26 protein-coding genes are annotated in these 23984 nt (G+C 64.9%); 11 read left to right on the top strand and 15 right to left on the bottom strand.

What is annotated here, in order from left to right:
• Positions 1 to 13 precede the first annotated feature (13 nt).
• From OC450_RS01375 to OC450_RS01360, 4 genes are all read left to right on the top strand, one after another.
• Positions 14 to 277 (top strand): hypothetical protein, encoded by a 264-nt coding sequence (locus tag OC450_RS01375; protein ID WP_262047023.1) that lies wholly within the window; start codon positions 14 to 16, stop codon positions 275 to 277.
• A 250-nt stretch (positions 278 to 527) separates the two neighbouring features.
• On the top strand, positions 528 to 719 hold the full coding sequence (locus OC450_RS01370) for a hypothetical protein (protein WP_211384322.1): 192 nt from the start codon (positions 528 to 530) through the stop codon (positions 717 to 719).
• An 18-nt stretch (positions 720 to 737) separates the two neighbouring features.
• Entirely contained in the window at positions 738 to 1133 is a 396-nt protein-coding gene (locus OC450_RS01365; RefSeq protein WP_211384321.1) for a hypothetical protein, read from the top strand.
• 100 nt (positions 1134 to 1233) lie between these two features.
• Positions 1234 to 1362, top strand: coding sequence for a hypothetical protein (locus OC450_RS01360; RefSeq protein WP_256374891.1), 129 nt, complete (start codon positions 1234 to 1236; stop codon positions 1360 to 1362).
• Between the two features lie 3 nt (positions 1363 to 1365).
• On the opposite strand, the gene OC450_RS01355 is transcribed toward OC450_RS01360, so the two are convergent.
• On the bottom strand, positions 1366 to 1947 hold the full coding sequence (locus OC450_RS01355) for a TetR/AcrR family transcriptional regulator (RefSeq protein ID WP_262047022.1): 582 nt from the start codon (positions 1945 to 1947) through the stop codon (positions 1366 to 1368).
• Positions 1948 to 2029: 82 nt separating this feature from the next.
• Between OC450_RS01355 and OC450_RS01350 the strand changes: the two genes are divergently transcribed.
• From OC450_RS01350 to OC450_RS01340, 3 genes are all read left to right on the top strand, one after another.
• On the top strand, positions 2030 to 2770 hold the full coding sequence (locus OC450_RS01350; RefSeq protein WP_262047021.1) for a crotonase/enoyl-CoA hydratase family protein: 741 nt from the start codon (positions 2030 to 2032) through the stop codon (positions 2768 to 2770).
• Between the two features lie 69 nt (positions 2771 to 2839).
• Positions 2840 to 3475: a uracil phosphoribosyltransferase gene (gene upp, locus OC450_RS01345; protein WP_211384318.1), complete on the top strand. Its 636-nt coding sequence runs from the start codon at positions 2840 to 2842 to the stop codon at positions 3473 to 3475.
• 33 nt (positions 3476 to 3508) lie between these two features.
• On the top strand, positions 3509 to 5095 hold the full coding sequence (locus OC450_RS01340) for an AMP-binding protein (RefSeq protein WP_262047020.1): 1587 nt from the start codon (positions 3509 to 3511) through the stop codon (positions 5093 to 5095).
• Between the two features lie 7 nt (positions 5096 to 5102).
• Here OC450_RS01340 and OC450_RS01335 read toward each other — a convergent pair whose 3' ends face one another.
• The 11 genes from OC450_RS01335 to OC450_RS01285 all read right to left on the bottom strand — a co-directional run bounded on the left by OC450_RS01335 (position 5103) and on the right by OC450_RS01285 (position 15081).
• Complete coding sequence (locus tag OC450_RS01335; RefSeq protein ID WP_256805890.1) at positions 5103 to 6014, bottom strand: flagellin; 912 nt, start codon at positions 6012 to 6014, stop codon at positions 5103 to 5105.
• Between the two features lie 14 nt (positions 6015 to 6028).
• Positions 6029 to 7804 (bottom strand): flagellar hook-associated protein FlgK, encoded by a 1776-nt coding sequence (gene flgK, locus OC450_RS01330; protein WP_211384315.1) that lies wholly within the window; start codon positions 7802 to 7804, stop codon positions 6029 to 6031.
• 19 nt (positions 7805 to 7823) lie between these two features.
• The gene (locus tag OC450_RS01325) at positions 7824 to 8297 is read right to left on the bottom strand and encodes a flagellar protein FlgN (protein WP_211384314.1); all 474 of its coding nucleotides are present in this window, start codon (positions 8295 to 8297) and stop codon (positions 7824 to 7826) included.
• A 9-nt stretch (positions 8298 to 8306) separates the two neighbouring features.
• Entirely contained in the window at positions 8307 to 8567 is a 261-nt protein-coding gene (locus OC450_RS01320; protein WP_211384313.1) for a hypothetical protein, read from the bottom strand.
• A 3-nt stretch (positions 8568 to 8570) separates the two neighbouring features.
• Positions 8571 to 9836 carry a flagellar hook protein FlgE gene (flgE, locus tag OC450_RS01315; RefSeq protein WP_211384312.1) on the bottom strand — a complete coding sequence of 422 codons (1266 nt, stop codon included), beginning with the start codon at positions 9834 to 9836 and terminating at the stop codon, positions 8571 to 8573.
• 19 nt (positions 9837 to 9855) lie between these two features.
• On the bottom strand, positions 9856 to 10524 hold the full coding sequence (locus OC450_RS01310; RefSeq protein WP_211384311.1) for a flagellar hook assembly protein FlgD: 669 nt from the start codon (positions 10522 to 10524) through the stop codon (positions 9856 to 9858).
• Between the two features lie 278 nt (positions 10525 to 10802).
• On the bottom strand, positions 10803 to 11075 hold the full coding sequence (locus OC450_RS01305) for a hypothetical protein (RefSeq protein WP_211384310.1): 273 nt from the start codon (positions 11073 to 11075) through the stop codon (positions 10803 to 10805).
• Positions 11076 to 11229: 154 nt separating this feature from the next.
• Positions 11230 to 11658, bottom strand: a complete 429-nt coding sequence (fliS, locus tag OC450_RS01300) for a flagellar export chaperone FliS (RefSeq protein WP_256805887.1) — start codon at positions 11656 to 11658, stop codon at positions 11230 to 11232.
• Complete coding sequence (fliD, locus tag OC450_RS01295; protein WP_256805886.1) at positions 11658 to 13352, bottom strand: flagellar filament capping protein FliD; 1695 nt, start codon at positions 13350 to 13352, stop codon at positions 11658 to 11660. The genes fliS and fliD overlap by 1 nt, the downstream gene beginning before the upstream one ends.
• 64 nt (positions 13353 to 13416) lie before the next feature.
• Positions 13417 to 14241 (bottom strand): flagellin, encoded by an 825-nt coding sequence (locus OC450_RS01290; RefSeq protein WP_092184841.1) that lies wholly within the window; start codon positions 14239 to 14241, stop codon positions 13417 to 13419.
• A gap of 141 nt (positions 14242 to 14382) precedes the next feature.
• Positions 14383 to 15081, bottom strand: a complete 699-nt coding sequence (locus OC450_RS01285; RefSeq protein WP_262047019.1) for an RNA polymerase sigma factor — start codon at positions 15079 to 15081, stop codon at positions 14383 to 14385.
• Between the two features lie 35 nt (positions 15082 to 15116).
• On the opposite strand from OC450_RS01285, the gene OC450_RS01280 reads away from it, so the two are divergent.
• From OC450_RS01280 to OC450_RS01265, 4 genes are all read left to right on the top strand, one after another.
• Positions 15117 to 15410, top strand: a complete 294-nt coding sequence (locus OC450_RS01280) for a hypothetical protein (RefSeq protein ID WP_262047018.1) — start codon at positions 15117 to 15119, stop codon at positions 15408 to 15410.
• 183 nt (positions 15411 to 15593) lie between these two features.
• Complete coding sequence (locus OC450_RS01275) at positions 15594 to 18008, top strand: hypothetical protein (protein WP_262047017.1); 2415 nt, start codon at positions 15594 to 15596, stop codon at positions 18006 to 18008.
• A 63-nt stretch (positions 18009 to 18071) separates the two neighbouring features.
• The gene (locus OC450_RS01270; protein WP_410050487.1) at positions 18072 to 19391 is read left to right on the top strand and encodes a hypothetical protein; all 1320 of its coding nucleotides are present in this window, start codon (positions 18072 to 18074) and stop codon (positions 19389 to 19391) included.
• A gap of 13 nt (positions 19392 to 19404) precedes the next feature.
• Positions 19405 to 19941, top strand: coding sequence for a hypothetical protein (locus OC450_RS01265; RefSeq protein ID WP_211384303.1), 537 nt, complete (start codon positions 19405 to 19407; stop codon positions 19939 to 19941).
• 1 nt (position 19942) lies between these two features.
• On the opposite strand, the gene OC450_RS01260 is transcribed toward OC450_RS01265, so the two are convergent.
• The 3 genes from OC450_RS01260 to OC450_RS01250 are packed head-to-tail and all read right to left on the bottom strand — an operon-like array spanning position 19943 to position 23948.
• Entirely contained in the window at positions 19943 to 21190 is a 1248-nt protein-coding gene (locus OC450_RS01260) for an acetyl-CoA hydrolase/transferase family protein (protein ID WP_262047015.1), read from the bottom strand.
• A gap of 6 nt (positions 21191 to 21196) precedes the next feature.
• Complete coding sequence (locus OC450_RS01255) at positions 21197 to 22750, bottom strand: class I adenylate-forming enzyme family protein (protein ID WP_262047014.1); 1554 nt, start codon at positions 22748 to 22750, stop codon at positions 21197 to 21199.
• A gap of 31 nt (positions 22751 to 22781) precedes the next feature.
• A complete protein-coding gene (locus tag OC450_RS01250) occupies positions 22782 to 23948 on the bottom strand; it encodes an acyl-CoA dehydrogenase family protein (protein ID WP_262047013.1) in 1167 nt (388 codons plus the stop codon).
• Positions 23949 to 23984 lie beyond the last annotated feature (36 nt).

Genomic DNA, 23984 nt, shown 5'->3' with positions numbered 1-23984 from the left:
GGGCGATTTTTGCGTGAGCTCTATCCCACCGGCCGATGGGCATCACCGGTTGCTCCGTGCCTGGCAATTGGCGCTGCTGCGCTTTGCTGTGACGCGGGATGATTGCGACAGAGTGAACATCGCGGCTCTGGCCGGAGAACTCGATCGTCTCGGCCGGCGCAACACCGATGACTCCCTCCACTTCTTCCGGCGATCCAGCTCGCGGCTCTGCGTTGCGATCAATGGACAGCAAGAGGACGCCGAAGCGATTCTTGGCCATTTTTGTCAAAAAAATTGACGAATCACGGCTGCGGCTCGCCTTTGCCGCAGCCCTCGGGATCACGGGTTCGAGCCCTGCTCCATCCAACGTTCGCCGCAAGCGGAGCCCGGATCTGTTCAGGGGCCTGCCGACACGACAGACCGCTTCTTTATGAGATTCCTATGCAGCGAGCCCGGCGCTCATCTCGCAATCCTACGCGCCGATGGCCATCATTCGAGACTGATGGCGGCGGCTTCGACCGCCGTCAGGCTTTCGAAGGAATACCAGAATGTCGATGCTGACACATGGCGTTGAACGCCCCCTTGGCTGGGCGGAACGCCCCGCGCTGATATCGGATGCACGCAAGGCCCGGCTCAAGCGCATCGCGCTGAGTGCGCTGGCCGTGCTCTCGATGGGCAGCGTGCTCACCGCGCTGATCGCGCTGAAGACCGCGATCTATGTCTGGCACCTCCACGCCTGACGAGCATGGGAGACGATCATGACCTTGCAGATGTGTGAGGAGGCCGCCATGGCTGCGATCGCCCTCCAGGCTTCCCGCCGCCGGCCGGAGACCCGGCACGCGCAGGCGGCGACGCTTGGGCCGCTCGACCCGGATGTCGTCAGTGCCGCCATCCCCGCCTTCTTCATCGGGCGCAACGGCGCCGGCCTCTGGGTCGCGCGCGAGGCGAACGGATGCACGGGCGGCGTCTTCCTGTTCAAGAGCTCGGCGGTGGATTTCGCCAACCGGCAGAGCGGACCGGCACGATGCGCGCTGGTATTTCCCGCCGAGACCTTCGAGCTCGACGTCCAGAACCAGGGCAATCCGCTGATCGTGACAGCCGCACACGTGCTGGACGGGCTCAAGCGTCTCCTGGGGCACAAGGCTGCGAGGTAGCTGGACATGGTCGAGCTCAAGATCATCATGCTGATCGCGCTGATGGCCGCGCTCCTGTTCGGCATGCGCCTCACCGCAGCGCCCGCCTCGGACAGCTAGCATGCAGCTCCTCAAGGGCAATCTCGAGCACGCGGTCACCACGACGATCCTGACGATGACGCTGAGCCTGGTCTGGGGCGCGATCCTGACGATCGTGATCACGCTCGTCGCGCGGGGACTCGGCGTCTAGTCCTCACCGCTTCACTTCCGTCTCGATCAGGCGCGCCAGTTCCACCGCGGTGATCTCGATCGGCCGGCCGCTGCGTTCGACTCGCGCCTGGATCAACGCCCCCTGGAGCGCCGACGTGCAGAGCACGGCAAGCGCCTCCGCCCGCGGCCTGGCGAACCCGTCCGCAATCAGCTTGTCACGAAGCAGCGCGATCCGCGCCGCATAAGCCTTGCGGCCGGCATCGGACACCGCGCGCTCGCGCGGTGCAAGCTCCAGCAGCACGGTCGTAATCGGGCAGCCGTTGCGAAAGCCGGAGCCCTGCATCCATGCCGCCAGCAGCCTTGCATGGGCGCGCAGCAAATCGCCGGTCGAGCCGCATTCGGCCGCGAGTTTTGCGACGGTCGCCGCGACGCGGCGGCCGGCTTCCTCGACCGCAGCGACGGCAATCGAAGACTTGCCATCCGGAAAGTAGTGATAGAGCGACCCCTTCGGCGCACCGCTGACGTCCACGATGTCGTTCAGGCCGGTGCGGGCAAAGCCCTGGCGGCGGAACAGCGTCACCGCCGCATTGATGATGGGCTGGCGGTGTCTTGGCACGGCCGGCATGGCGTCCTCCTTCGATCGTAAATTATATTGATTGGTCTATATCAGCCTCCGACAGTCAAGGCGTGACAACGAGGAGAGGCAAATGCCAAAGGGAGTGACCTACGAGCTGAAGGACGGCGTCGCGCGGGTCGGGCTCGACGACGGCAAGGTCAACGTGATGTCGGCCGCCATGCTGGGCGAGATCGGAGCCGCCTTCGACCGCGCCGAGACGGAAGCGCGGATCGTGGTGCTGCGCTCGGCGCGGCCGGGCGTCTTTTCCGCGGGATTCGATCTGAAGGTGTTCGCCTCGGGCGATGCCGCCGGGAGTCTCGAGATGGTCCGGGCCGGCGCGGAGCTTGCGCTGCGGCTGATGTCGTTTCCGCATCCGACCATCGGCGTGATGGAGGGCCATGCCTTTCCGATGGGGACGTTCCTGCTGCTCGCCTGCGACGTCAGGCTCGGCGCCCGCGGGCCGCACCGCATGGGGCTGAACGAGGTCGCGATCGGCATTGCGCCGCCCAGCTTCGCCATCGAGCTCGCACGCAGCCGCCTGCATCCGGCCTGGCTCAGCCGCACCGCGACGCTGGGCGAAATGTACGAGCCTGAAGAGGCGCTGACTGCGGGCTTTCTCGATCGCGTCGTTTCGCCGGAAGCCATCGACAACGCCCTCGAGGAGATCATCGCGGCATTGCGCGCGATCCACATGCCGTCGCATGCGACCGCGAAGAAGCGCCTGCGCCAGCCGGCCATCGACGCCATGCGAACGGCGATCGAGCGTGAATTGACCATGGCTGCCTACGAGGCAAGCAGCCGTGCCCGCAAGGAGGTCGCGATGCCGGCTTGAGGCCACGTATCCGGCGGAAAACACCCGGCCGATCTGGCGCAATTTCACGGAACCGTGTAGATCGGTTTCATGAGCACAAGCAGCGTCAACGTCGTCGCCCATCCCCTGGTCCAGCACAAGCTCTCCCTGATGCGGGAGAAGGACCGCTCGACCAAGAGCTTTCGCGAGATCCTGAACGAGATCGGGATGCTGCTCGGCTACGAGGTGACGCGCGACCTGCCGCTGGAGCTGGTCGAGATCGAGACGCCGATCGCGCCGATGCAGGCGCCGAAGATCGCCGGCAAAAAGCTCACGCTGGCGCCGATCCTCCGTGCGGGCGTCGGCTTCCTCGATGGCATGCTGGCACTGATGCCCTCGGCGCGCATCGCCCACATCGGGCTTTACCGCGATCCTGAAACATTGCAGGCCGTGGAATATTACTTCAAGGCGCCGCAGGACCTGTCCGACCGCACCGTGATCCTGATGGACCCGATGCTGGCGACCGGCAACTCGGCCTGCGCCGGCGCCTCCCTGCTCAAGGCGCGCGGCGCCCGCGACATCCGCTTCGTGTGCCTTCTGGCCGCCCCCGAGGGCATCGCGCAGTTCCAGAGCGAGCATCCCGACGTGCCGATCTGGACCGCCGCGATCGACGAGCGGCTCAACGACCACGGCTACATCGTGCCGGGCCTCGGCGACGCCGGCGACCGGATGTTCGGCACAAAGTAGACAGGATTGCGCGATCGGGTTAGTTCGGTTGGCATGAGCGCCAATGAACTTTCGCTGCAATGGCTGATCCGGAGCGAAGCCACGGCCGGCCCTGCCTTCGTGTTCGACGGCACGCCCGTCTCGCGCGCGGAGCTTTCAGAGAAGGTCGAACAGGCTGCCGCCTGGCTTGCCGCGCAAGGCGTCGGCAAGGGCGACGTGATCGCGATCTGGCTGGTCAACCGGATCGAATGGGTCGCGCTGCTGTTCGCTGCCGCCCGCCTTGGCGCGGTCGTTACTGCCGTCAATACCCGCTACCGCAGCGCGGAGGTCGCCCATCTGCTCAAGGTTTCCGGCGCCAGGCTCATGGTGGTTGAAGCCGCGTTCCGCTCGATCGACTTCGCCGCCATCCTCGCCGACGTCGCCAGGGACGAGGTCCCCGCATTGCGGGAACTCGCCGTGGTCGGCGCGGACAGGATTCCCGCACAATGGCCCTGTGTACGCTTCGACGCCTTCGACAAGCCTTATCCGCCGGCCCCACCGCCGCAGAACGACGTCGACCTGCCGGTTCTGCTGTACACGACATCGGGCACGACCAGGGGACCAAAGCTCGTTGCGCATTCGCAGCGGACGTTGGCCACCCACGCCGCCTCCGTCGCCAAAGCGCTGAAACTCTTGCCGCAGCGTCACTCGCTGCTGGCCATGCTGCCATTCTGCGGCACCTTCGGCATGACCAGCCTGCTCGGCTTCATTGCCGCGGGCGCGACCGTTCATGTGCTCGACGCTTTCGAAGCAGCGCCAGCGCTCAAGATTCTCGGCGAGTGCAGGATCACGCATTCCTTCGGCTCCGACGAGATGCTTCGCCGCATCCTCGCACTCGCCGATGCGCCGCGGCCGTTCCCGCATCTCGAAGTCTGCGGCTTCGCTGCATTCCAGCCAGGCTGGCGCGAGCTTGCCACAGACGCCGAGGCGCGCGGCGTGCAGCTGTTCGGCCTCTACGGTTCGAGCGAGGTGCAGGCGCTGTTCTCGATCGCCCGGCCTGGCGATGCCTTTGCCGACCGCATCGAGGGCGGCGGCTGGCCGATGTCACCCGACGCGATGGTGCGCGTGCGCGACACCGAGAGCGGCGAGCTCGCGGCCGAAGGCGTCTCCGGCGAGATCGAGATCCGCGCGCCTTCGCGCTTCCTCGGCTACTTCAACAACCCGGACGCAACGCGCGATGCGATCACGGCGGACGGCTTCTTCCGCACCGGCGACATTGGCCGGCTGCGCGGCGACGGCTCGTTCGTCTACGAGACCCGTGCAGGAGACGCGATGCGACTCGGCGGCTTTCTCGTCGCCCCCGGCGAGATCGAGGACGAGCTCAAATCGTGCGCTGGCGTGGCCGACGCCCAGGTGGTCGCGGTCGATCTGAAGGGAAACGCCCGCTGCGTCGCCTTCGTGATCCCGGCCCAGGAACCGCACCAGGAGCCGCCGCAACAGGAGAAGCTGGTCGCGCGCCTGCGCGAGCGGCTCGCCGGCTACAAGGTGCCGGCGCGGATCTATGTCGTGGAGACCTTCCCCGTCACCGACAGCGCCAACGGCGTCAAGATCCAGCGCGCCCGGCTTCGTGCCATGGCGATGGAGCGCATCGCGGCCGAATGAGCCTGTCCTACTTCAGATAGCTCGCAAGATTCAGACTCAGGATCTTGCCAAGCGCCGAATAGGACGCGGTAAGTTGCGACTCGTAGGTCGAGAGCTGCGCCGTAATGGCGGCGACGTCGACGCTGGTGAGGTCGCTCGACAACGTCTCGGCATAGCTCTTGTAGTCGCTCTGGCGGGCGCTCGCCGTCTCGATCGAGGACGCCGCGCTGGAAAGCTTCGCCTGCACGGCCGCCGTGTCGTCGAGCGCCGTGCTGGCAAGATCGAGCGCGCTGGAGATGTCCGCGGACGACAGCGAGGTGCTGTTGGCGACGAATTTCAGCACACGCATCACCTCCTCGAACGCCGAATTGTCGGCGGTTACGCCATAGGAGACGGTTTCACCGGCGCCGACACGCACCGAGGCGATTTCGTCGTCGCCCCCGTAGTAGCTGCTGTCCGCCGTGGCGAGAGAGCCCGTCCCCGACGAAAAGCCCGTGAGATCGACCGGGGCCGTGTCCGTCTTGCCGCCGGAAAAGACATACTGGCCGTCATACTGCGTGTTCATGATCGACCCCATCTCCTCCAGCATCTGCTGGGCGGAGCTGATCACCGAGGTCGCTTCGGTCGTGCTGCCGGTCGAGGCGGCGCTGAGCTGGGAGCGAAGTTGCGTGATGATGTCGGTCATCGAGCCGACCGCCGAATACATCACCTGCACCTTGCTGTCGGCGAGCGTCGCGGCATCGATATAGGACTGCGCACGCGTCACCGAGACTTGGAGGTTGACGACGTGCTGGGCGTCCGAACCGTAACCGCCGATATCGCTCGAGACGATGCCGGACGATTCCTGGACCTGTTTCTCGGCCATGACCGCCTGCACGCGCAGCGCGTCGGAAATCATCTTGCTCGACTGCGCGAAGGTCGCGACCCGCATCGCCACCATGCCCAGGGTGCCTCCTATGTCGACTGCACGGCGGAGAGCAGCGCCGAGTACATGGAGTTGATGGCTTGGATCAGCGCGGAGGCTGCCGAGTATTTGTTCTGGAGCGTGCTGAGTTTCGCCGATTCCTCGTCCAGGTTGACGCCCGACTGCGACGACAGGGAGTTCGCATAGGTCGACTGCGCAGTCTCCTTGGCGGTGTAGTTGGTGGAGGCCTGCGACGACTTGCTCGCGACATCGGACACGACCGCCGAGGCGTAATCGGCGAGTGAGCCGGTAGTGGCGGCGAGCCCGCCGGTGGAGGAAAATGTCCGCGACTCCGTCAAAGCATCGTAGAAGGCATTGACGACCGTGGCAGACCCCGACGACAGCACCGTGCTGCCGGCCGTCAGGCTCGACGAGGAGTCCAGTGTCGCGAGCTGAAGCTCGTTGGTTCCGGACAGGATCTTGCTGTTGACCGCGATATCCGACGCGCTCGTTCCCGTCACCAAGTCGTTGAGACCGAAATACTCCGAAAACCCCTCGCCGGAGCTTCCCACCGAGCTCGTCATCTCATTGATGGCGACGCCATTGCCGGAGCCGGTCGCCGTGATCGAAAGATGGCCGTCCGAATCGACCGATGCGGAGAGCCCGGAGATACCGTTGATCGCGGTGACGAGATCGCCGACCGTGGAATAGGACGAGAGGTCGAGATCACCGTAAGAGACCAGATTGCCGCTCTGGTCGGTGGCGGCGATGCGCACCGTGCCGGTGGCGGAGAGCGCCGTGCTGCTGGTGACGGCAGTCGTACCGGTCAGGCTGGTTGGTGCCGGCACCGAAGAAGCGCCGTTCGAGACGCTGTTCATGGCCGAGGCGAGTTGCTGTGCGAGCTGGTCGAGCTGGGACTGCGCCTCCGACAGGGTCTTGTCGCGAAGCGTGACGAGTGCGCCGATGTCGCCGCCTGATATCTGGGAAGTGATATCGACGCCGTTCACCGTGATCGCGCTGAAGCCGCTCGACGATGAGCCGGCGGTGTAAGTCGTCGACGCCGTCACCTTGGCCGCGGCGGTATAGCTGATCGTGTGCGCGGAACTGTCGACCAGCGCCTGCCCGGACGTGGTATAGACCTGCAGATCGCCGTTCGACGCCGTGAAATAGCTGATGTTCATCTTGGAGGCGACGTCCTGGAGCGCGGTGTTGCGCTGGTCCTCCAGGTCCGCGGTCGATTGGCCGGCCGCCGCCGTCTGCTTGATCGCGGCGTTGAGATCCGCGATCTGCTCCAGATCCGCATTGACGTCGTCGATCGAGGACGAGATGTCCTGGTCGGCGTCGCCGCGGAGCTTCTGGATGCCGCTCGACGTCTCCCGCAACTGGCTCGCGACGTCATCGAGGGCGCTGACGACATTGGATTGCAGCGAGGCGCTGCTCGGCGTGTTCGCCAGCGACGCCAACGCAGATTCCAGCGTGGCGATGCTGTTTGCGAGCGAGGTTCCCGTGGAGCTCCCATCGGTGCTGCTGGTCGAACCGTAGAGCTTTTCGAGCGAGGTCAGATAGGTGTTGGTGGTATCGGCCGATCCGAGGTCGGAAGTCGCCGCGACCAGCGACTTCAGCAGCAGCTTGTCGACGGTCGAGGTGATGCCGGTCACGGTGACGCCAGTGCCGACGCCGTTTGTGACGCTGCTCGACTGGCTGGCGGTCTTCTCGGTATAGCCCGTCGTGTCGGCGTTCGAGATGTTCGACGACGTCACGCTGATCTGCACCGACGTGGCCGATAGTCCGCTGAAGGCGATCGATCGTGCGATATTGAGTGACACGGCGGGGCCCCTCGAATCGTCAGGCGCTGCGGCTGGTGCCGCTGGAGACGGAGCGCGCGGCGACCCGGCCGGAAGCGCCATAGGGCGACACCGCCGCGATCTGCTCGCGGATCGCCTGCATGACGGCCTCGATCCGGCGGTTGCTGGCCTCGATCGCCGCGCGCAGGCGCACCAGGTTCTCGTCCATCGCCGCGCGCAGCTTCAGTATCCGCTCCATGAGCTGCTCACGCAGGATCCGGTCCGGTACGTTCAGGCTGGTCGTGCCCGCCGCGCACTCGGCAACCGTCCGTTCGAACATCTCCGCCAGGAGGTTCTTCTCGTCGACCTGCTTCAGGCGCGAGGCCGGCAGGCCCTTGGCAAGCTCCGCATTCTCCTCGGCGACCAGCGCGGTCAGCGTGTCGATCAGCGCGATCAGCGACTTGATCCGCGTGTCGCCGTTTGCGGCGCTCGTCCTCGTGGCGTGGCTCTTGGCTTGGGCTACAGTCATGGTCATCGCCTTCTTCTAGTTATTCCGTTTGCCGCGGCTGGCCTGCGCGTTGCGCAGGTAAGCGGCGATCGCAGTCGTCCTGACGGCTGCCTGCCTCATCTGGCCCTCGACCTCCGCGCATTCCCGCAACAGGCCGCGGCGCGCCGTCTCGAGGTCGTCGATCAGTGCGAGCAATTGCCTGCGCTCGCCGCCCTTGGCGGTCGCGGCCCGCGCCACCAGTCGTTGCAGCCGACGCAGCAGCGCCTCGCCGACAGTCCCGGATTCCTCACTGCGCACCACTCACCTCATCGCCGAGATCAGGGTGTCGTACATCTTGTTGACGGTCGAAATGACCTGGGACGCCGCCGAATAGGCCTGCTGCGCCGAGATCATGCTAGAGAACTGGCTGGAGGTATCGGTGGTCGAGGATTCGAGCTCGCTGCCGTAGATCGTGCCCGCGCCGTTCTCGCCGGACGCCTGCAGCGCGGCGTTGCCCGACGTCACGGTCGCCGAATAGATCCCGTCGCTGGAGGCGGCGAGCCCGTTGGGATCGGCGAAGGTCGCGACCGCGATCTTGTAGATTGCGATGGTCTGACCGTTCGAATAGGTCGCATCGACCACGCCGTCGTCGCCGATCGAGATGCTGGACAGCTTGCCGTAGGACAGGCCGTCCGAGTCGATGCTGGTGACGTTGACCGACGGCGTGGTTTCGCCGGACGCGTATTGCGTCAGACCGTCGGTCTTGCCGGCGGTGCCGAGATCCATGGTGATCGTACTGTCGGCCGCGCCGTCGGTCCAGCCCGTGATCGAGACGGTCGCCGGGTCAGGGCTGGTGCTGGCCAGCGAGCCGTCGCTGTTGAAGGTGATGTCGATCGTGCCGGAAGCGGTCCCCGTCGCGGTGGTGGTGTCAGAAGCCGAGGTCGGGTTGGCGAAGCTCGCGCTCCAGGTGTTGGTGCCGGTCTTGGACCAGGTGATCTGCATCGAATTCGCGGCGCCAAGCGAATCGTAGACCGTCATCGAGCTGGTATAGGTCTCGCCCGTCGCGGCGTCCGACGGCAAATTGGCGGCGATCGTGGTCTTGGTGGTGGCGCTGCCGCTGGTCGAGGCGACCTGGGTGTTGATGGCTTCGAGATTGCTCGCCGATTCGTTGCCGACGACATTGCCGTCCGCGTCGGTGCGCCAGCCCTCGAGGTAATAGCCGTTGTTCTGGAGATAGCCGGCATTGTCGGTGGTGAAGGCACCGTTGCGGGTGTAGGCGACGGTGCCGCCCGACTTGGCGTCGGTGACAACGAAGAAGCCCGAGCCCTGGATCGCGACGTCGGTGGCGTTGGAGGTCGCGGCCAGCAGGCCCTGCTGGGTGATGTTGGCGCGGCCCGAGACGGTGACGCCGCCCGAGGCATACGAGGTGGTGTTGCTCGACGCCGTCACGAGCGCGTCGAACATCCCGGACGTCGTCTTGTAGGCGGTCGTGTCGGAATTGGCGATGTTGTCGCTGATCATCGACAGGGACTGGCTCTGCGCGCTGAGCGCCGAGATCGCCGAGGATAATGCGCCGCTGAGACTCATGATAGAACTCCGGAAGAAATCAGGATGTGACGCCGATGATGTTGGCCGCGCTGACGGAAATGCCGTTCACGGTAAGCGAGGGTGTCGAGGTCGAGGTGTCGATGCCGGTCACCGTGCCGGTGACGGTCGTGTAATTGAGCACCGAATTTCCGGAGGAATTCGTCGCGGTCACCGCGATCGTGTACTGGCCGCCGTCGGAAAGCTGGTTGCCGCTGGAGTCCTTGCCGTCCCAGGTGAAGCTGTTCGAGCCGGAATTGCCGGTCCCCGTGCCGGTGTAGACGACGTTGCCGGAGGAGTCCGAGATGCTGATCGACACGTTCGAGGCGGCAGAGGACAGCGAGTAGCCGAACGTCGCCGAGCCGTTGCTCAAGGTCGAGGTGTCCGTCTTTGCCTCGACGGTATGGCCGATGTAGTTCACCGAATTCAGCGTCACGAGGCTGGAGAACGAGCTCGCGAGCGAATTGAGGTTGGAGTTGATCGACTGCTGGGAGGTGAAATTCGCGTAGGAGGTGAGCTGATTGACGAGGTCGGTGGTCGAGGTCGCATCCAGCGGATTCTGGTTCTGGAGCTCGCTGACGAGCAGGCTCAGGAAATCGCTGGATGTTAGCGTCGAATTGGACGACGTGCTCGACGACGACGATGTCGTCGTGGTGGCGGTCGACGCAGAACTCGTTGCGGAAACGGTCATCGGAAACTCCGGCCTTCCCGCGCCGCCGGCGACGAGACGTCGGTCGGCGGCGCTTGAAATCTGTGTGCTGATGAAACGGGTGGGCGCGCGGATTCAGGCGGGGATTCACGCGCGCAAAAACGGCTTTCGACACGGCAAAATCTGCCGTGCGGGCCTCACGCGCGGCAAAGCAATCGCATCCGAGAGGAGTGTTCGGGGTGCCGACGCTTCCACTGCGTCATGGCCGGGCTTGGCGGCAACCGCAACGAATTGAAGAACACGCTTTCGGAAGGAGCCCTTCAGCTCTCCGTTGTCTCGCCTTCGGTGCGCGGCTCGGCAGTGTCGCCTTTCATTTTCGCAGCGGCGGCGACGATGCGGTCGGCGAGGCCTTTGGGCGCACGCACCGGAGGGGCTGCAAGCGCGCTGCGAACCGCGCGGGCCTCCTCGAGCAGGGCTTGCGCAGCCGACGAGTGCGCCAGCAGCTCTTCGGCGGGCAAACGCCGATCATCGGGCCAAAGCGAGAGATCCTCGCCCAGCCGGTCGATCAGTTCTTCAAACTCGGTGACGTCCATCGCCCGCCGGTCCCGCCTCGGTCAGGCCGTCATAAAGCATTGCGGGCGATGCGGAAACCGGATTTCAGCGGCTCCGGCCGCCAAAATCGCCGGCAAATGGGGACAAAACAACCGCCCCCAACGCCCCTCCCGCACTGCGGAGGAATAGGCCGCTTCAGCCCGCGCGGGCCGAATCGACCGGCCCGGCCTTGCTGCTCCGCAACGTGGCATCGACCGATTCCCAGGCCTCCCGCAGCTCGGTCAGCCCGGCGATGATCCGCCGAAAACTCTCGCGGGCATGCGGCCGGCCGTAAGCCTTGAGGCTCGCCAGGATCAAAGCGTTGTAGGTCTGGAACATCTGTTCCGCCACCGCCCCGCCCTTCGTGAAATCGAGATTGTGGCTCAGCCCGCGCAGGATCGCGGTCGCCTTCATCAGGTGCTCGTGCCCCTCCTCGAAGCGTCGTCCCTCCTGCGCGTTCAGCGACTTCTGGAGCAAGGTGATCGTGCCGCCAAGCAGCATCGAGACCGCCTTGAGCGGCGGCACGCTCGTTGCTGTCCCCCGATAGGCCTGGTTGGCCATGTACGCCATTGCATTATTCATCATCAATTACTCGAGCTGGAATTGAGCAGGGCCTTGAGATAATCGAGCGTGCTGTTGGCGCTCTCGATCGCCGCCTGGTATTTCGCGTATTGCGTCTCGAGCTGCGACTGCAGCGTCGACGCCGCGCTGTTGATGTCGTCGACCTTCTGCTGGAGATCATCATCGCGGGTCGTCAGGCTGGTAATCTGCGTTTGCAGCGCGCCGGTCGACGACGAGTAGTCCTTAGCGATCTGATAGAGCTGCGTTGCAATGCCCAAGGTCGACGTCACCGTGATCGACTGCGAGGTCGAGCCGCTATAGGTGAAGGCCATGCCGGCGTAGATCGAGCCGGAAGCGCCGATGATCGTGGTGCCGCTGATCGTGAACAGCGATGTGTCGCCGCCGACCGACGCCGAGGTGAGGTTGCCGTCGGAATCGACTGCCAGATCCAGGGTGAAGGATTGCGGCGACGTTCCGGTATTGACGACGCTGAGCTGGCTCGACGACGTCGTCGTCTGCGCCGACAACAGCTTGGTGACACCGCTCAGATTCGTGCTCAGGATATCCGACAGCGTGCTGGTATCCAGCTCGAGTTCGTTGCTCTCGTTGAAGGACAGGCCGAGATCGGCCATGGTCATGCCGCCCACGGTCGTGTTCAGGGCATTCTGGAGCGCGTCCATGATGTTGCGCATGGTGCCGTCGCCGAACAGCACTGCGCTCGAATCCGCGGTGCCGTCCGTTGCGGTCGCCTGCTGGGCGACCACCTCGTCGCGAAAGGCGTTGTAGTTGGTGACGAACGTCTCCAGTGTCGATTCAATCTGGCTGGTGTCGGTCTCGATGCTGATGTTCAGCGTCGCTCCGTCCGGCGTCTCCTGGAGCAGGCTGAAGGTGACGCCGCTCAGGACGTCCGAAATATCGTTGGTGTCGCGCGTCATCGCGATGCCGTCGAGCGTGAACTCGGCGGCCTGCGCCTCCTGGAGCACGTCGGTGAAGCTCCCCGAACTGTCGGTCACGCCGAGCTTGTTCAGGATATCGTCGCCGGACGTGCTGGAATAAGTGATGTCGGCGGCATCCTCCGTGCCCGTCAGCACCATCTGGAACGAAGTGCTGGAGACCTGCACGATCGAGGCCTGGACGTTGGTCGTCGAGGTCTGGGCATTGATGGCATCGACGACGTCCTGAAGCGACATCGTGCTGGTGACACTGATGTCGGCGGTGCTGCCGCCCTCCAGGCCGATTGAGAACGTGCCGGAGTATCCGAGTTCGTCGGTCTGGCTCGATTGCGAGGTGCCGGAAACCTTTTGAGCGGCGGCCAGCTGACTGATCGTCAGCGTGTGGTCGCCGATCGCGGCCCCGCTCTTCAGCGTCATGGAGAGCGCCGACGAGGCGCTCACGTCGCCGGTGGAACTTATGCTCGCCGCGCGCGTCGCAAATGCGCTGGTGGACAGCGAGTTGACCACCGCGGTCGAAAGCGACGCCAGCCCTGAATACAGCGTCTTCAGATCGCTCTGGAGCGTCTGATAGGCCGATATCTTGGCCTCATTGTTCGTAATCGTGGTCGAGATCGTGTCCGCCTGCGCGGTCTTCGCGTCGACGGCCGATTGGATCAGCGCCGTCCAGTCGATGCTGCTCGAATTGGTGGTTCCGCTCGTCGTGACCGATACGCCCGACGAGCTCGTCGTACTTGTGCTGCTGGTGCTCGAACTGACGCTGGTCACTTTGCTCGTCCGTCCCTGACAGAGAGGGCCGGGCCGGCATCATGCCGGCCCGGTCGGTTGGTCATCAGCCCAGCAGCTTGAGGAGGTACTGCGGCATCTGATTGGCGGCGGCCAGCGCCGACACGGCAGCCTGGGTCTTCACCTCGGCCGAAGACAGCTTGGACTGCTCGGCAGCGATATCCACGTCCTTGATCGCGGAGTTTGCCGACTGGAGATTCTGCGTCTGGGTCGAGATCGAATCCGACGAGAAGTTGAATCGCGATTCCTGGGCGCCGATCGAGGCGCGCGCGGCGGAGACCGTGTCGATCGCGGTATCGAGGGCGTCGAGCGCCGACGTCGCGCCGGACTGGGTGCTGACGTCGAGCGAGGTGACGGCGAGCGAGGACGCCGTGAGGCTGGTCAGCGTGATGGTGATGGTGTCGGAGCCGTCCGAGCCGACCAGCACGGACACGCCGGACGAGAACACGCTGGATCCGTCGAGCAGGCTCTGGCTGGAGTAGCGGGTGCCGGTCGCGATCGAGTCGATTTCCGAGTTGAGCTGCGAGAATTCCGATTGGATATAGGCGCGGCTGGAGTCGGTCGTGGTGCCCGAAGCGGACTCGGAGGCCAGCGACTTCATGCGCGCGAGAATGTCGGAGATGTTCGAGGCGCCGCCGTCGGCGGTCTGGAGGATCGCGGTGGCCTGCGAGGCGTTGGTCGCGGCCTGCTGGAGCGTGGTGACGTCCGAGGAGATACGCGTGGAAATCGCAAGGCCCGCGGCGTCGTCGGATGCCGAGGTGATGCGCGAGCCGCTCGACAGCTTCGAGAGCGAGCTGCTTTCCTGCGCGGAGTTGATGTTGAGATAGCGGACCGCTGCGTTGGCGGCGCTATTGGTATTGATTGCGGGCATTGGAAGCTCCTGTGCTGATGGGCATGGCGTGCCGCATCGTTGAAGACGATTGACGACGCGGACCGCAGCCCCGTCCGTTCGCTCAAACGGCGGAGCGCAAGCAGATCAGGCGCGAAAATCTTCGTGAAGTGATTTTTATGGTTAGCAGTCGGTAAACGCGGTGCGGATGTCGCGCTCGTGCTTGCGCAGCAGCTGGCGCAGCTGCTGGCGGCCACGCTTGAGCAGCGATTCCACCGCGGCCACCGTGGTGTCCATCACCTGGGCGATCTCGCCGTTGCTCATGCTTTCGTGGTACGACAGGATCACCGCGATGCGCTGCTGCTCGGGCAGGCGCTGCATCGCGAGCTCCAGCATGCCGTTGAGCTCGTTGCGCTCGATGATCTCGACGGCGCCGGGCTGTCCGTCGGCGACTTCCGGCACCGTCTCGACATTCTCGTTGCGCGGCTTGCGGCGCAGGTCGATGCAGCGGTTGGAGATGACGCGGTAGAGCCAGGTCGAGAATTTGGCGCGGCCGTGCTGCCAGCGTCCGCGATGGCTCCAGATCTTGAGCATGGTGTCCTGGACCACATCCTCGGCATCCGCCGCGTTGCCGACGATGCGAAGCGCGATCGCATAGGCGCGATCGATGTGGCGTTCGACCAGCGCACGGAACGCGGCTTCGTCGCCGGCCGCGAGCCTGTCGAGGAGCTCGCTGTCCTCGTCATAGACGACATCGGCGGTGACAGGTGCACTGTCCGGCGCGAGCGGCACCGACGGCGTCACCGGCACGATCGCATCGACCGGCGCCGTCGTCGCGATCCCGGCCTCGGCGGGAGCCCAGACATCAGCAGCGTAACTCATCCCGCAACCTCCAACCCGCAATGCCGGGGGCGCACATGCCACACGGCTTCCAGGCGTTGAACGCGGAGCCAAAACAATCCAGGCGGCGATTTTTTGTTATTTTTCAAGATGTTAGCCGGTATCTTTTGCCGAGCATCGGGCAAGAATTGCCGACTGCGCGTGACCATCGCGCGTCCAGCCTGCAATCATCACATCGTCTCGCGCCATGGCGGATCGTCCATCCTGAACAGATGCACTCGGGAGAAAACGCTGACATTACGCGGCACTGGATGATCGAACGCGACACGCGCGTACTGCAAGCAGACGCGATTGTTTCCGAGTGTGAATGAACGCGAGACGACTTCTGCACTCGGCAATTTTTTCCGAATCACCTTTTCGAACCTAGCGCTTTTTTTGAATCTGTCAGTCGCGACGAACGCGATTTTGAATCGCGCGTGAATTTTTTTCGCATTTGCGGCGCCTGACTCCGTGCATGCGCACGTTAATCGTCCTGGTGGACGGGGAATTGTCGCATGAAGATCGCAACGGCCGAGCTCGAGCCCCGCGCGAAAATTGTTTCTGCATGGTCGTTCGATGTTTTCGATACGTTTCTGCTTCGCGCCTGCACGACGCCGGATGGTGTGTTTGAAAGGACTTACGAGCTATCCGGCATTTCAGGAACTTGTCCGAATGTTTCCGCAAGTTTCGTTCAGCATCGAATCCAGGCCGAAGCACGTGCGCGCAGGACCGCGAAGGAGAAGCGCGGCGGAAGCGAAGTTCACATCGCGGAGATCTATTCCTATTTTCCGTTCAGGCTGTTCGGTCTCACACGCGGCCAACTGAACGATCTGGTCGAATCGGAGTTCGGGGCCGAGATCGAGCTTTGTCGCGCCAACCCGGACATGCTTCGGCAATATCTGGACATGAAGCGCACGGGCCATCGCGTCGGCTTCATTTCCGACACGTATTGGGATTCCGACCGGCTGGCGCGGCTGCTGCGGGCTTGCCGTCCCGGGCTGACGTGGGACTTTCTCTACGCCTCCTGCGACCACGGCAGCAGCAAGAGCGAGGCGCTGTTCGAAAAATACCTCGCTACCGAGGGCATCGACGCCAGCGCCTCCTTTCACGTCGGCGACAATGACAAGGCCGACATCAAGGGTGCCAGGCGCCACGGCATTCGCCCACGTTACTATCCGCAGGCCACGGCCCGGCTCGCATCGAAATTTCAGCGCGAGACGGCGCTGTTCGAGCTGCTGTGTCAGGGCGCGCCGTCGCGGCTCGACCACGGCGCGCGCACCTTGCGGCGCATGGCCGCCGCGCGCAACGCCGAGAGGTCGCCGGCCTTCCACCTGGGTGTCACGGTGCTCGGCCCGGTCATGACGGCATTCGACGCTTTCGTCGCAAGGCGGTGCGAAGAGGTCGCAGGTCCCGGCAGGAAGGTTGCTCTCGCCTTCCTCGGCCGCGACGGCTTCCTGTCGCATTTGATCTGGCAGGACCTGCACGGGATGCCGTCGGCCTATGTCGAGATCAACCGTCGCGTCGGCCTGATTGCCTCGGCCGACACGATGCAGCCGCTCGTCGATCTCCTCGGCAAGGTCTTCAGGATCGACGCACCGACCTTCCGCGACATGGTGAAGATCCTGCCGTCGGAGGTCGCGGCCTTCTTTGCCGGCTGTCCCGGCGGTATCGCCTCCGGCGAAGAGCTCGCCGAGGCGCTTCCCGGACTGATGGATCCGGCTGAAATCGTCGCACTCGCCACCGGCCTGCGGGCCCGTCTGCTCGTCTATCTTCGCCACGCCATCCCCGGCTTCGACGACTGCACCGACCTCGTGCTCGCCGATCTCGGCTATTCCGGCAGCGTGCAGAAGGCGCTGCGCCGAATCTTCGACCTGGAAGGCATCGAGATCCGCCTCCACGGCGCCTATCTGATCTCGCTCGACGACGCCTTCGACGATCTCGCCGAGCAGGACAGTGCGATGGGTTTTGTATCCGACCTCGTGGTCACGCCGCATGTCAAGCGCATGCTGATCCGCAACGTGGCATTGCTGGAGCAGGCCTGCTGCTCCGCCGACGGCTCGGTTCGCGATTACGACGGCCGCGCGGTGCTGCGCGAGATCAATCCGCGTCCCGCGGAACAAATGGCGCTTGCCGCCGAGATCCAGGCCGGCGCGCACGCCTTCGCGCAGAACGCGGGAGACCTCGCGCTCGACCATGGCCTCGATCCCTATGCTGCGCCCGAGGTTGCCGCGCGCTGGTGCGCGGCGACGCTGGCGCGGCTCCTGCTGTTGCCCGACGATGACGAGCTCGCGCTGCTCGGCACGTTGAAGCACGACGTCAATCTCGGTACCCACGCGCTCGCGCCGCTGCTCGACGAACGATTCGTGCGCGACCAGATCACCGCCCGCGGCCTCTCGGCCGCCTGCGCTTCGGTGGCACCGCCGATGTGGCTCGCCGGCAGCTTTGCCGGCCTGTCCCCCTCCTACGGCTATCTCTATGTGCTGTTCGGTACCAACCGCCTGCCTGCCGACGTCTTCGAGGAACGGCCCTGCGGCCCGGTTCAAGTCGGCCTGTTCCGCGCTGGCGGCGATGCGGCGCTGGAGAGCGTAAGCGCCCATCGCACCGGTCTCGGCGAGTTGCGCCTGCGCATTCCCCTGTCGCGCACCATGGGTATCACCATGATCGCGCTGCCGCTGGCGAAATTCGCGCCCGAGGGCCTTCTTCATGGTGTGACCGTACAGCAAGGCGATCACGTTCGTGGCGCCGCCGAGAGCCAGGACGTCGTCGGCATCGGGGCCGACAGCCTGGTCTATGCCGGCGTGCGGCGGAATGGCTCGCATTATCGCGCCGAGAGCGACGATGGCTGCCTGCTGATCCCCGTCGCTCCCATGACGCAGCAGATCGCGGTCTATTCCGTCGCGATCACCCCGCTCGGCTCCAGCCCCAAATAGTGCGCCTGATCGCGCCGCTCGGGACGTTGAAGTCCAAGGGCTGACGATTTGAGGGGCACGGAATTGACGGACGAGGCGCACGCAAACCTTGATCGGCTGCTGCAATCGGGTGGCGTGAGACTCGGCCGGGCCCAGCGCGACCGCCTGGGCTGGCTCGTCAACCAGTATGGTGCGCCGACGTTCGACGACGTCAGCGAGGGCCGCCGAAACGGCGTCGTCATCCTCAAGGAGCCGCTGAGCGGCGCTGCGGCCGAGCTGTTCTACCGCTCGCTCACGCCCGGCTGTGCCGTCGTCATCCCAAGAAGCGAAAATCCCGGCTTCGATTTTCTCAAATCCAAGCTGACCGAGTTCGGCTCGGTCGGCCCCTGCGGTGCGGACGGCCCGCACGAGATGTGGTGGGGCGGCATCGGCTGGTCGAAGTTTCTCGCCGCTTCCGATGCCTCCTCCCTCCAGCCGCGGATCGTCTCATGCTATCCGCGCGGCGGCGACGCGACAGCAGCGTTCGCCTTGCGGCATTCGCTCGAGCGGTTCGACCTGGCCTGTCACATCGAGGCGATTGAGACGGAATTCAGCGACCGCGTCCTCTGCTTCGAGAAGGCGGAGTTCATGATGCGGATGTGGAACAAGTTTCGCGAGCCGCTGCTGTTCGTCGAAGCCGGCGCCATGCTGCGCGAGGCGCCGCTGCTGCCGTCCTACCTCGGCTGCGACGTCGCGTTGCACAAGTGGAACCGCTGGGAGATGTCGGCGCGCACGCTCTATCTCGGCCGCACCAAGGGGGCGGAGATGCTCCTGCGCAGCTGGCAGCAACTCGCCGCATCCTATCCCGCGATCTGGGAGGGCTATCTGCTCGACCAGGCCTGGAGCCTGACCTCGTCACAGCTGCCACTCGACACGGTATGGCTGCCGCGCTCCTATCACGCGCTGAAGGGCGACCTCGGCGCGATGCGCGCCACGATCCTGCATGACCAGCAGACCACAACGCTGGAGCTCGGGCCCGATCCGGCCTTTGCAAGCATGGTGCGCGCGGCCCGTCGCGCCGGCCGCACCGGCGCCCGCGATGCCTTCATGGTGATGACGTCGCAGGCCGAAGCCGGCAACGGCATCTCCGTGATCCTGCGCGATATCTCCGCAAGCGACGCGGGCGCGGTGGCCGCAACTGTCGAGGCCGTGACCGGCGCCTATGCCGCCGATTGCGGCGGATATGGCCGGCTCGAGCTGTCGCTCTGCGCCTGGCAGGACGACGTCGGCGCCGCGCGGGACGCCGCAGCTCTCGCGCGCTACCGCATCCTGGAGATCGCGCCGGGACAGCGCATCGCCAACGACTTCTTCGCTCACCACGCCGCCGACGATGCGGTCATGACCGCCCGCCATCTCTTTCCCTGAGGCATGTCACAAGATGCTCAAGACCATCATCCTGCTCACCGACACCGTGCAACAGCAGCAGCCCCTGGCCAATCTGCTCCGAGAGCACAATCACGATCTCGCCTTCTGCTCGGCGCTGCGCGCCCATGACCTCAGCTCGATCGAACCGGAGGTGCTGAGCGAAGCGCGGCTGGTGTCCTTTGCCGCTGACGTCGCCGTCTCCGAAAAGTTCCTGCTCCAGCTCGGCTATGGTGCCTACAAGTTCTACGCGGCACCGGTACAATACCCGGGCTTGCCGCCGGCACCCGACGAGAGCGACGATGATCCGCGCTGCTATTCCGTGATCGCGCAATCGATGACGATCTGGCCGGATTTCAAGAAGGTTGTCGGCCTCGAAACCGTGACGGTCCCGGACGGCACCGTTCCTGCCGAACGCGAGCGCCTGGTGTTCTCCCGTCTCGCCCATCTGTTCTGGCAGATGTCGGGCATGATCGCCGGCGAGGCGGCGGACCTCCCCGGGATCATCGGCTCCAGCGAGAGCCAGCGTCCGGCATTCGCGATGATGAACTGAGCTAGCACGCGGCGCGGCGAAGCTGTTCCCAGAGCGCGTCGCGGTGTTCGGGCGCCGCGATCGCGATCATGCGGCGTGCCCGCTCGGCCAGGCCGCAACCTCGCAACTCCGCAACGCCCCATTCGGTGACGATGGCATCGACGTCGGCGCGCGGCGTCGTCACGGTCTCGACGATGGAGACGATCCGGCTGGTCCCGTCAGAGCCCGTCGCCGGTAGCGCGATGATCGCCCTGCCCCCGGGCGAGGCATTGGCACCGCGCACGAAATCGAGCTGCCCGCCGATCGCGCCGATGGCGACGCCGTTCAGCGTCTCGGAATTCACGCTGCCGTCCAGCCCGACCTGAAGCGCCGAGTTGATCGCGACCAACCGGCTGATCCGCGCCAGCACGCCTTGGCCGTGCGTATAGGACGTCGGCCGCACCGCGACCGCCTTGTTCTCGTGCACGAAACGATAGAGCCGCCGGCTACCGATCACCTGGTTGGTGACGGTGATCCCGGCATCGATGCCCTTCGCCGCATTCGTCACCGCACCGCATTCGATCAGGTCGACGACAGCATCGTTGATCAGGCCGGAATGAATGCCGAGATTGCGTACATGGGAGAGCGAGGAGAGGACCGCGTCCGGTATCCGCCCGACACCGAACTGCAGCGTGCTGCCGTCGACGATCAGGCCGGCCGCATGCGCCGCAATGCGCCGCGAAACATCGTCGAGCGGCATCGGTGCCAATTCAACTGGCGGCCTCCGAGCCACCACGCGGACATGGATCGGCGCATCCTCCGGCCATTCCGCGCCGAACGTGAAGGGCGAATCCGGATTGATCTCGGCGATGACGAGGCGCGCGCCGCGTGCGGCGTCGATGACATAGTCGTTGGAGAGGCTGGCGCTGAGCCGGCCCCTGGACTCCGCAAGCTGCACCAGAACGACATCGGCCTTGTGGCGGCGCGCGGCGAAGTCCGCACAGAAGGCGCTGTAATTGCTCGGGATCACGTCGAGCCGCCCGGCTTTCGCGAGCCGCCGCGCATTGCCGATCACACCGTAGCTCTGGAAAGAGACGCTCCCCGTGCAAGACGCGGAAAACGTCTCCGAGAACACCGGCCCAAGCATCATGCGATACGGCGGAAGATGTGCCGCCTGTGCCATCAGCGCCTCGGTCAGCGTGGCGGGCTCCGCCGTCGCCTGGCCGCACACGATGAGATCGCCGTCACGGATCAGGCCGGAAAAGTCGATCGGCGGCGCGTGCTCGGGCATGGCCACTCAACCCATCGGCGTGAGGCGCGCAGAGGATTCGCCGAGCAGCGTGCGCAGCTCTGTCTTGACGATCTTGCCGTAGCTGTTTTTCGGCAGCTCGCCGGTGACGTAATAATGCTTGGGTCGCTTGAAGCGGGCGATCCAGGCGTTGCATATCTGATCCAGCTCATCGCGCGCCACGGTTTTTCCGGTGACCGGTACGACGACCGCCACGACCTCCTCGCCCCATTCCGGATGCGGCCGGCCGATCACCGAAACCTCGGCGACGGCCTCGTGCCGCAGCAGCACCTCCTCGACCTCGCGCGGATAGATGTTGGTGCCGCCGGAAATGATGACGTCCTTGGAGCGGTCCTTCAGCGTGAGGAAGCCGTGCGCGTCGAAAGCTCCCATGTCGCCGGTGTAGAGCCAGCCGTCGCGCAGCGTGCTCGCGGTTGCGTCCGGATTCTGCCAGTAGCCGGACATCACGGTGTCACCCCGCACGATGATCTCGCCGATCTCACCCGTCGCGACATCCTGCCCGGCCTCATCCACGGTGCGCACCTGGACGACGCCCTGGGCAATGCCGACCGAGGCAAGGCGCTCCTCGTGGCGCGGATGCCCGGCATCGGCATGCATCGATTTCGGCAGGTATGTGATGGTCATCGGCGTCTCGCCCTGACCGTAGATCTGCGTGAGTTTTGGTCCGAACACGGCCAGCGCGGCCTTGCAATCGGCGACGTACATCGGGCCGCCGCCATAGATGATCGTCTTCAGCCCCCGCGCGGTCACCCCTGCTGCCTCAGCCGCGACCGTCAGGCGCCGCACCATGGTGGGCGCAGCGAAGAAGGAGATGCCGTCGCGCTTCGTCGTCAGCTCAAGGATTTCGTCCGTCTCGAAGCGACCGCTCTCCGGGATGATCTGCGCGCCCATGCCGAGCACGTGCGGCACCATGTAGAGGCCGGAGCCATGCGACATCGGCGCGGCATGCAGCAGCGCTTCGCCCGGCGCGATCGGATTGATCTCGGCAAGATAGTTCAGCGACATCGCAAGCAAATTGCGATGGCTCAGCACCGCGCCCTTCGGCCGGCCCGTCGTGCCACTGGTGTAGAAGATCCAGGCCGGGTCGGTGGTCTTGACATCGGCGATGGCGATGCCTTCGCTCTTTTCCAACCTGCGATATTCGGCGGCGCCGATTTCGACGATGCGCGGCTTGGCGGTGCCGAGAACCAAAGCTTCCGAGGCACCCCCCGCCATGTCCTCGGTCACGAACACGATCGCCGCGCCCGAATTGTCGAGAATGAACGCGACCTCGCGCGGATGCAGCTTTGCGTTGATGGGAACGGCAACCAGCCCGGCATGCCAGCAGGCATAGAGACAGGCGACATAGTCCGGCACGTTCTTCATCAGCAAGGCAACGCGGTCGCCTTTGGCCAGGCCAAAATGCTGTTGAAGCGACGCAGCCAGCGACGCCACCGTCGCAGCGAGCCGGCCGTAATCGGCAACCGGCGTCAACCCCTTCAGCAACGCCGGCGCGGATGCGTCGGCCCTGGCGGCCCGCAGAAGATGGTGAGCGAGGTTCATGGCGATCCTGCCGAGCTATCCGCGCGTCAGCTTAATACGACTTTGCTAGCCCAAGCACCTTTTCCGCGATGAAACTGAGTGCAAGCTGCGGGCTCACGGGCGCAATGCGCGGGATCAGACTTTCACGCAAATAGCGCTCGACATGAAACTCTTTGGCGTAGCCGAAGCCGCCATGGGTCATCACGGACTGCTCGCAGGCGGAAAAGCCCGCTTCGCCCGCGAGATATTTTGCGGCATTGGCGGCGGCCCCACACGGCATGCCCTTGTCATATTGCCAGGCCGCCGACATCACCATCAGCCAGGCCGCCTCGAGCTCGACCCAGTTCACGGCGAGCGGATGCTGGATGCCCTGGTTCTTGCCGATCGGCCGGTTGAAGACAACGCGCGTCTTGGCGTATTCGCTGGCGTGCGACAGCGCGACTTTGCCGAGGCCCACCGCCTCCGCCGCGATCAGGATGCGTTCGGGGTTCATGCCTTCGAGGATGTACTGAAAACCCTTGCCTTCCTCGCCAATGCGATCTTCCATCGGGATCTCAAAGTCCTCGAAGAACAGCTCGTTGGAATCGACGACCTTGCGGCCCATCTTCTCGATCTCGTGGACCTTGATCTTGTTGCGGTCGAAATCGGTGTAGAACAGACTGAGGCCATGGGTCGGCGAGCGCACCTCTTCGAGCGGGGTCGTCCGCGCGAGCAGCAGGATCTTGTGCGCGACCTGCGCGGTGGAGATCCACACCTTCTGGCCGTTGACGATGTAGCGGTCGTTCTTGGCGACCGCGCGGGTCTTGAGCTGCGTGGTGTTGAGGCCGGTGTTGGGCTCCGTGACCGCGAAGCACGCCTTCTCGCGGCCCTCGACCATCGGCGGCAGCATGCGCTTGCGCTGCTCCTCGGTGCCGAACACGACGACGGGGTTGAGTCCGAACACGTTGATGTGCACCGCGGAGGCCCCGGACATGCCGGCGCCGGATTCCGCGATGGCGCGCATCATGATTGCGGCCTCGGTGATGCCGAGGCCGGAGCCGCCATAGGCTTCCGGCACGCAGATGCCGAGCCAGCCGGCATCGGCCAGCGCCTTGTGGAAGTCGTGCGGGAAGCCGCCGTCGTGGTCCTTCTTCAGCCAATAGGCGTCGGGAAAGCCCTCGCAGATCTTTGCGATGGCGTCGCGAATGGCTTCCTGCTGATCGGTGAGCGCGAAATCCATGTTCTTGATCTCCTTCTTGGGAGCCGCGAGAGCTCC

This window comes from Bradyrhizobium sp. Bra78 (assembly GCF_024519855.1).
GTDB classification, from domain to species: Bacteria; Pseudomonadota; Alphaproteobacteria; order Rhizobiales; family Xanthobacteraceae; genus Bradyrhizobium; species Bradyrhizobium japonicum_G.
This window is presented reverse-complemented; position numbering and strand designations above follow the sequence as displayed.

What these genes read in the sequence shown, in the direction of transcription:
- OC450_RS01370 (WP_211384322.1), top strand. Translation starts at nt 528, where the DNA reads ATGTCGATGCTGACACATGGCGTTGAACGCCCCCTTGGCTGGGCGGAA.
- OC450_RS01365 (WP_211384321.1), top strand. Translation starts at nt 738, where the DNA reads ATGACCTTGCAGATGTGTGAGGAGGCCGCCATGGCTGCGATCGCCCTC.
- OC450_RS01360 (WP_256374891.1), top strand. Translation starts at nt 1,234, where the DNA reads ATGCAGCTCCTCAAGGGCAATCTCGAGCACGCGGTCACCACGACGATC.
- OC450_RS01355 (WP_262047022.1), bottom strand. Translation starts at nt 1,947, where the DNA reads ATGCCGGCCGTGCCAAGACACCGCCAGCCCATCATCAATGCGGCGGTG.
- OC450_RS01350 (WP_262047021.1), top strand. Translation starts at nt 2,030, where the DNA reads ATGCCAAAGGGAGTGACCTACGAGCTGAAGGACGGCGTCGCGCGGGTC.
- upp (WP_211384318.1), top strand. Translation starts at nt 2,840, where the DNA reads ATGAGCACAAGCAGCGTCAACGTCGTCGCCCATCCCCTGGTCCAGCAC.
- OC450_RS01340 (WP_262047020.1), top strand. Translation starts at nt 3,509, where the DNA reads ATGAGCGCCAATGAACTTTCGCTGCAATGGCTGATCCGGAGCGAAGCC.
- OC450_RS01335 (WP_256805890.1), bottom strand. Translation starts at nt 6,014, where the DNA reads ATGGTGGCGATGCGGGTCGCGACCTTCGCGCAGTCGAGCAAGATGATT.
- OC450_RS01325 (WP_211384314.1), bottom strand. Translation starts at nt 8,297, where the DNA reads ATGACCATGACTGTAGCCCAAGCCAAGAGCCACGCCACGAGGACGAGC.
- flgE (WP_211384312.1), bottom strand. Translation starts at nt 9,836, where the DNA reads ATGAGTCTCAGCGGCGCATTATCCTCGGCGATCTCGGCGCTCAGCGCG.
- OC450_RS01310 (WP_211384311.1), bottom strand. Translation starts at nt 10,524, where the DNA reads ATGACCGTTTCCGCAACGAGTTCTGCGTCGACCGCCACCACGACGACA.
- OC450_RS01305 (WP_211384310.1), bottom strand. Translation starts at nt 11,075, where the DNA reads ATGGACGTCACCGAGTTTGAAGAACTGATCGACCGGCTGGGCGAGGAT.
- fliS (WP_256805887.1), bottom strand. Translation starts at nt 11,658, where the DNA reads ATGATGAATAATGCAATGGCGTACATGGCCAACCAGGCCTATCGGGGG.
- OC450_RS01290 (WP_092184841.1), bottom strand. Translation starts at nt 14,241, where the DNA reads ATGCCCGCAATCAATACCAATAGCGCCGCCAACGCAGCGGTCCGCTAT.
- OC450_RS01285 (WP_262047019.1), bottom strand. Translation starts at nt 15,081, where the DNA reads ATGAGTTACGCTGCTGATGTCTGGGCTCCCGCCGAGGCCGGGATCGCG.
- OC450_RS01280 (WP_262047018.1), top strand. Translation starts at nt 15,117, where the DNA reads ATGCCACACGGCTTCCAGGCGTTGAACGCGGAGCCAAAACAATCCAGG.
- OC450_RS01275 (WP_262047017.1), top strand. Translation starts at nt 15,594, where the DNA reads ATGAAGATCGCAACGGCCGAGCTCGAGCCCCGCGCGAAAATTGTTTCT.
- OC450_RS01265 (WP_211384303.1), top strand. Translation starts at nt 19,405, where the DNA reads ATGCTCAAGACCATCATCCTGCTCACCGACACCGTGCAACAGCAGCAG.
- OC450_RS01260 (WP_262047015.1), bottom strand. Translation starts at nt 21,190, where the DNA reads ATGCCCGAGCACGCGCCGCCGATCGACTTTTCCGGCCTGATCCGTGAC.
- OC450_RS01255 (WP_262047014.1), bottom strand. Translation starts at nt 22,750, where the DNA reads ATGAACCTCGCTCACCATCTTCTGCGGGCCGCCAGGGCCGACGCATCC.
- OC450_RS01250 (WP_262047013.1), bottom strand. Translation starts at nt 23,948, where the DNA reads ATGGATTTCGCGCTCACCGATCAGCAGGAAGCCATTCGCGACGCCATC.